The sequence below is a fragment of the Actinomycetota bacterium genome, from assembly GCA_012837825.1.
Taxonomy (GTDB): domain Bacteria; phylum Actinomycetota; class Humimicrobiia; order Humimicrobiales; family Humimicrobiaceae; genus Humimicrobium.
On the sequence record DUQM01000095.1, the window covers coordinates 1 to 4335 of the forward strand.

The window sequence follows — 4335 nt, forward strand, 5'->3', positions numbered from 1 at the left end:
ATTCCGGATGCGCTTGCAACGGGAATGGTGTATGAGATACAGGTTAAGGTAAAAAACACAGGAGCGATAACATGGGAAAGAGGAGGAAAGAATCCTGTTCTCATAGGCTATCACTGGATTAATTTTGATACAAAAGAAATGACGGTATTTGACGGCAAGAGATCCATGCTTCCCCAGGACAGCGTTGCTCCGGGTGAGGAAGTCACTTTTGACATGCAGATAAGCGCGCCCCCGCAGAAAGGCAAATATATTTTACAGATAGACCTCGTACAGGAGGCAGTAACCTGGTTTTCATATCAGGGAGTACCCCCCATTGAAAAATACTGCACCCTGGATATATCCTATTCGGCGCAGTATGATGATAAGGGAAACACTCCGGATTATCTTGAACCTTCGGAAGAATTTACTCTTGATGTAACGGTAAAAAATACCGGCTATCTTTTATGGGAACATTATAAGAAAACAGGCAGAATCAATCTTGGGACACACTGGATAAACAGGGATACCGGAGAAACCGTAATATGGGACGGTTCGAGAGGACTTCTTCCATTTGACGTGTCTCATAATGAAAATGCAGTAGTAAAAATTACAATTATTGCTCCGGAAAAACCGGGAAGATATATATTGCAGTATGATATGGTTCATGAAGGATACAAATGGTTTTCGCAGGAAGGAGTAATTCCGCTTGAAATCAATGTAAATGTTGGTGAGACAATTGACAAACAGCTTGTAAAAAGCACTTCAGTAAAGGTATTTAACGGCAATGGCGTATCAGGTTCAGCAACTGATTTTATTGACAAGCTTGAAAAATATGATTTCAAAGTGCAGAGCCCTTCCAATGCACAGAATTTTAATTATGAAGAGACAATAATAATTTATAAATCAAATACTTTAAAGAAAGCGCAGCAGCTTGCTCTGCTTATGGGCAGCTATGAGCTTGTCCAATATGATGAAGAGTGGAAAGCATATAAATCAAATGCAGACATAGTGGTTATCCTTGGGAAAGATTATAAAGAAAATATCGAATAGGTATTTTCACTGCTGTTTTATGGCATGGTTTTAATTTATAGAAAAAATTTATATGCTATAATAGGCGCATGAAGAGAAAATTTTCATTTAAAATTTTAATCCAGATAATTTTTGATATTCTTATCATATTTTCCTCATTTATTATTTCTTTTTTCTTAAGAGGTCAGCTTGATTTAAGAAGCAGGGACGTTTTGTTTTCCCAATATTCCGCAGTCCTTATATGGTACATATTAATCATTATTGCAGTCAAACTGCTCATGTTCTGGCTTTTTGGCCTGTACAGAATAATATGGAAATACGCTTCCGTAAAAGATATGCTTGCCATTATTGAAGCTGTAGTATCAAGCTCAATACTGATGGTGGTTGTTTTCTATATACTGGGTTATCCTATAAAGTTTTTCGGGCAGCAGCTTAATTTTTCACTTCCTTATTTCCCGAGAAGTATTTTTATCATAGATTTTATCCTGACCATAGTCCTTATATCGCTTTCAAGATTCTCCGGCAGGTTTTTCAATGAGTTAAAATACGGAAGTCCGAAAACAAGAAAAAAAAGAGCTCTGATAGTAGGCGCCGGAGATGCCGGGGAAATGATTGTGAGGGAAATGATAAGGCAGTCAAACAGCGAGTATCTGCCGATAGGTTTTCTTGACGATGACCCTAATAAAATAGGAAAGCAGGCACATGGAATAAAAGTCCTTGGCCCGATTTCAAAACTTGAATCTTCAATTTCAAAATATTTAATAGACGAGGTTCTGATAGCAATGCCTTCTGCTTCAGGAGAGCTGAGGAAAAATATAGCTCTAAGGGTAAAAGAACTGAAAATAAAATGCAAAACGCTCCCAAGTCTTTATGAGGTCATAGATGACAGGGTATATCTGTATCAGGTCAGAGATATAGAAATCGAAGACATCCTTGGCAGAGAACCTATCAGGATGAAAATACCCGAGATAGTTTCGGAGATAAAGGATAGCGTAATAATCATTACAGGTGCCGGCGGTTCCATAGGTTCTGAAATATGCAGGCAGGTTGTAAAATTCAATCCTTCAAGAATGATTCTTGTTGACCATGCGGAAAACAACCTTTTTTTAATAGAAAAAGAGTTGCAGGAAAAATATGACTACACCAATTCAATTCCGATAGTGGCGAGCATAAAAGACAGGGAAGTCATGAGATCGGTCTTTAAAAGATACAAGCCCGTAATACTTTTCCACGCAGCAGCTTACAAACATGTTCCCTTAATGCAGCTGAATCCTGAATCGGCAATACAGAATAATTTTATAGGAACCAAGATACTTGCAAAACTGGCTATCGAATATCATGTCAAAAGGTTTGTTATGCTTTCTACTGATAAAGCAGTAAAGCCAAGCAATGTAATGGGCATTTCCAAACTTCTGGCTGAAAAATATCTACAGTCTCTTTCAAAGTCAGGGGATACTATATTTGTAATAGTAAGATTTGGAAATGTTCTCGGCAGCCAGGGAAGCGTTGTTCCCATATTCAAACAACAGATACTTTCCGGAGGGCCTGTAAGAGTAACTCATCCGGAAATGAAAAGATACTTTATGACAATACCTGAAGCGGCACAGCTTGTAATACAGGCATGTATAATAGGAAAAGGCGGGGAGATTTTTGTCCTTGATATGGGAGAGCCTTTCAGCATCCTGGATCTTGCAAACAATATGATAAAACTATATGGCATGGAACCGGGAAAAGATATTGAAATAGTCTATACGGGGCCACGCTTTGGGGAGAAGCTCAATGAAGAGCTGTTCTATGAGGATGAAGAGCTTATTGCGACAAGCCTGCCGCATATTATGGAAGCCAGGTATACGGGAAACGGAAGGCTGTCCAAGGATGATACCATAGAGCTTCTGTTTAATATCGAAAGAGAAATGCAGGTTTATGATTACTCAAGCCTGTTTGAGGATTTAAAGAAAATAGTTCCTGATTTTGAAGAAAAAGAAATGTGGTTCAATACTATTAAGGAATGAATTTGCAAAAATTTCAGCTTGGTCTTAAAAGATTTTCTGATATTATTCTCTCTGTCTTTTTTTTCATACTATTTATCCCTTTATGGATAATAATTCCTGTGCTGATAAAGATTGATTCTTCCGGGAGAATAATTTATACACAGAAAAGGATAGGCATAAATAGCGGGTTTTTTACCATATATAAATACAGGACGATGAAAGAGGGAACCCCGGATATTCCTACTGATGAAGTCGAAGATTCAGAAAGGCTTGTTACCAGGCTTGGCTCTTTTCTGCGCCGCTCAAGCATTGATGAAATCCCGCAGCTGATAAACATACTAAAAGGAGAAATGAGCATAATAGGACCCAGGCCGGCGCTTCATAATCAGCCGCTTCTGATAAGTATGCGAAAAGAAAAAGGCGCTGATATTCTAAGACCTGGCATTACAGGGCTTGCACAGGTAATGGGGCGCGATGATCTGCCCATACCTGAAAAAGTAAGCTATGACGAACAGTATGTCAAAAACTACTCCATACTGCTTGACCTTAAAATAATGTTTCTGACAGTAAAAGCAATACTGTCGGGCAGAGGCAGCAGATAGGGGACGTATAATTATTCCCCCTCGCAAACACACAGCCGACCTTAAACGATTTTGCTTAGGAAATATGACTCGATTTGATTCGTATTGCTTCAGATTATCCTATTCACACAGGGCGTCCTGACTCTTGCTATCAACTTGCTATCAGGGTGTTGCTATCACTTAGAATTGTAAACTTCATCCTGCGAGCAATTCCTTGTAAAATAAAATTACTCGCCCCTTACTTTCCACTCTCCACCTTTAGAGCTCCCAACATATTCTACATCGCCATCTTCTGTTAATTTTGCCAAATCTCTTTCAATTGTACTTATAGAAACAGAGAATATTTTAGACAACTCTAAAGCTGTTATTTTTTCATTTTTATTGATTGCTTCAAGAATTTTGTTCCGTCTTTCGACAGGCTTTAATTTTTGACCCTCACTTTGACCCTCACTTTGACCCTCATTCTTTGTAATATTTGACCCTTTAGAATCTGTCACAATGGCACTTTGGAGAGCCTTAAATTTAACCATAATATCGCCGCCATGAATGATGTATTCCGGCTCTTCTGCGCCATGCGCCACGCACGCCTCTCGGATTTTCTGAATTCCACGCCCCCAGTTTTCAATATAACCGGCTCTATAAAACACACGTGCAATATCCGGATTATATGGCTTCGAAACATGCGAACCTAAAAGCGTTTCTACTGTCCAGCCAAACGGCAACATGCTGCAGTTGCTTACATACATCACATCATC

Annotated in this window: 4 protein-coding genes; 3 read left to right on the top strand and 1 reads right to left on the bottom strand. The window is 38.9% G+C overall.

The genetic code is table 11. From position 1 onward, the window contains the following. From GXZ93_07390 to GXZ93_07400, 3 genes are all read left to right on the top strand, one after another. Nucleotides 1-1029: hypothetical protein (locus GXZ93_07390; GenBank protein ID HHT79596.1), on the top strand; the 1029-nt coding region annotated here is incomplete at its 5' end. Nucleotides 1030-1097: 68 nt separating this feature from the next. Then, nucleotides 1098-3020 carry a polysaccharide biosynthesis protein gene (locus GXZ93_07395; protein ID HHT79597.1) on the top strand — a complete coding sequence of 641 codons (1923 nt, stop codon included), beginning with the start codon at nt 1098-1100 and terminating at the stop codon, nt 3018-3020. Next, the gene (locus tag GXZ93_07400) at nt 3017-3601 is read left to right on the top strand and encodes a sugar transferase (protein ID HHT79598.1); all 585 of its coding nucleotides are present in this window, start codon (nt 3017-3019) and stop codon (nt 3599-3601) included. Before GXZ93_07395 ends, GXZ93_07400 begins: the two co-directional genes overlap by 4 nt. Before the next feature lie 206 nt (nt 3602-3807). Here GXZ93_07400 and GXZ93_07405 read toward each other — a convergent pair. Further along, nucleotides 3808-4335 (bottom strand): HTH domain-containing protein (locus GXZ93_07405; protein HHT79599.1); only part of this gene is annotated, 528 nt, incomplete at its 5' end.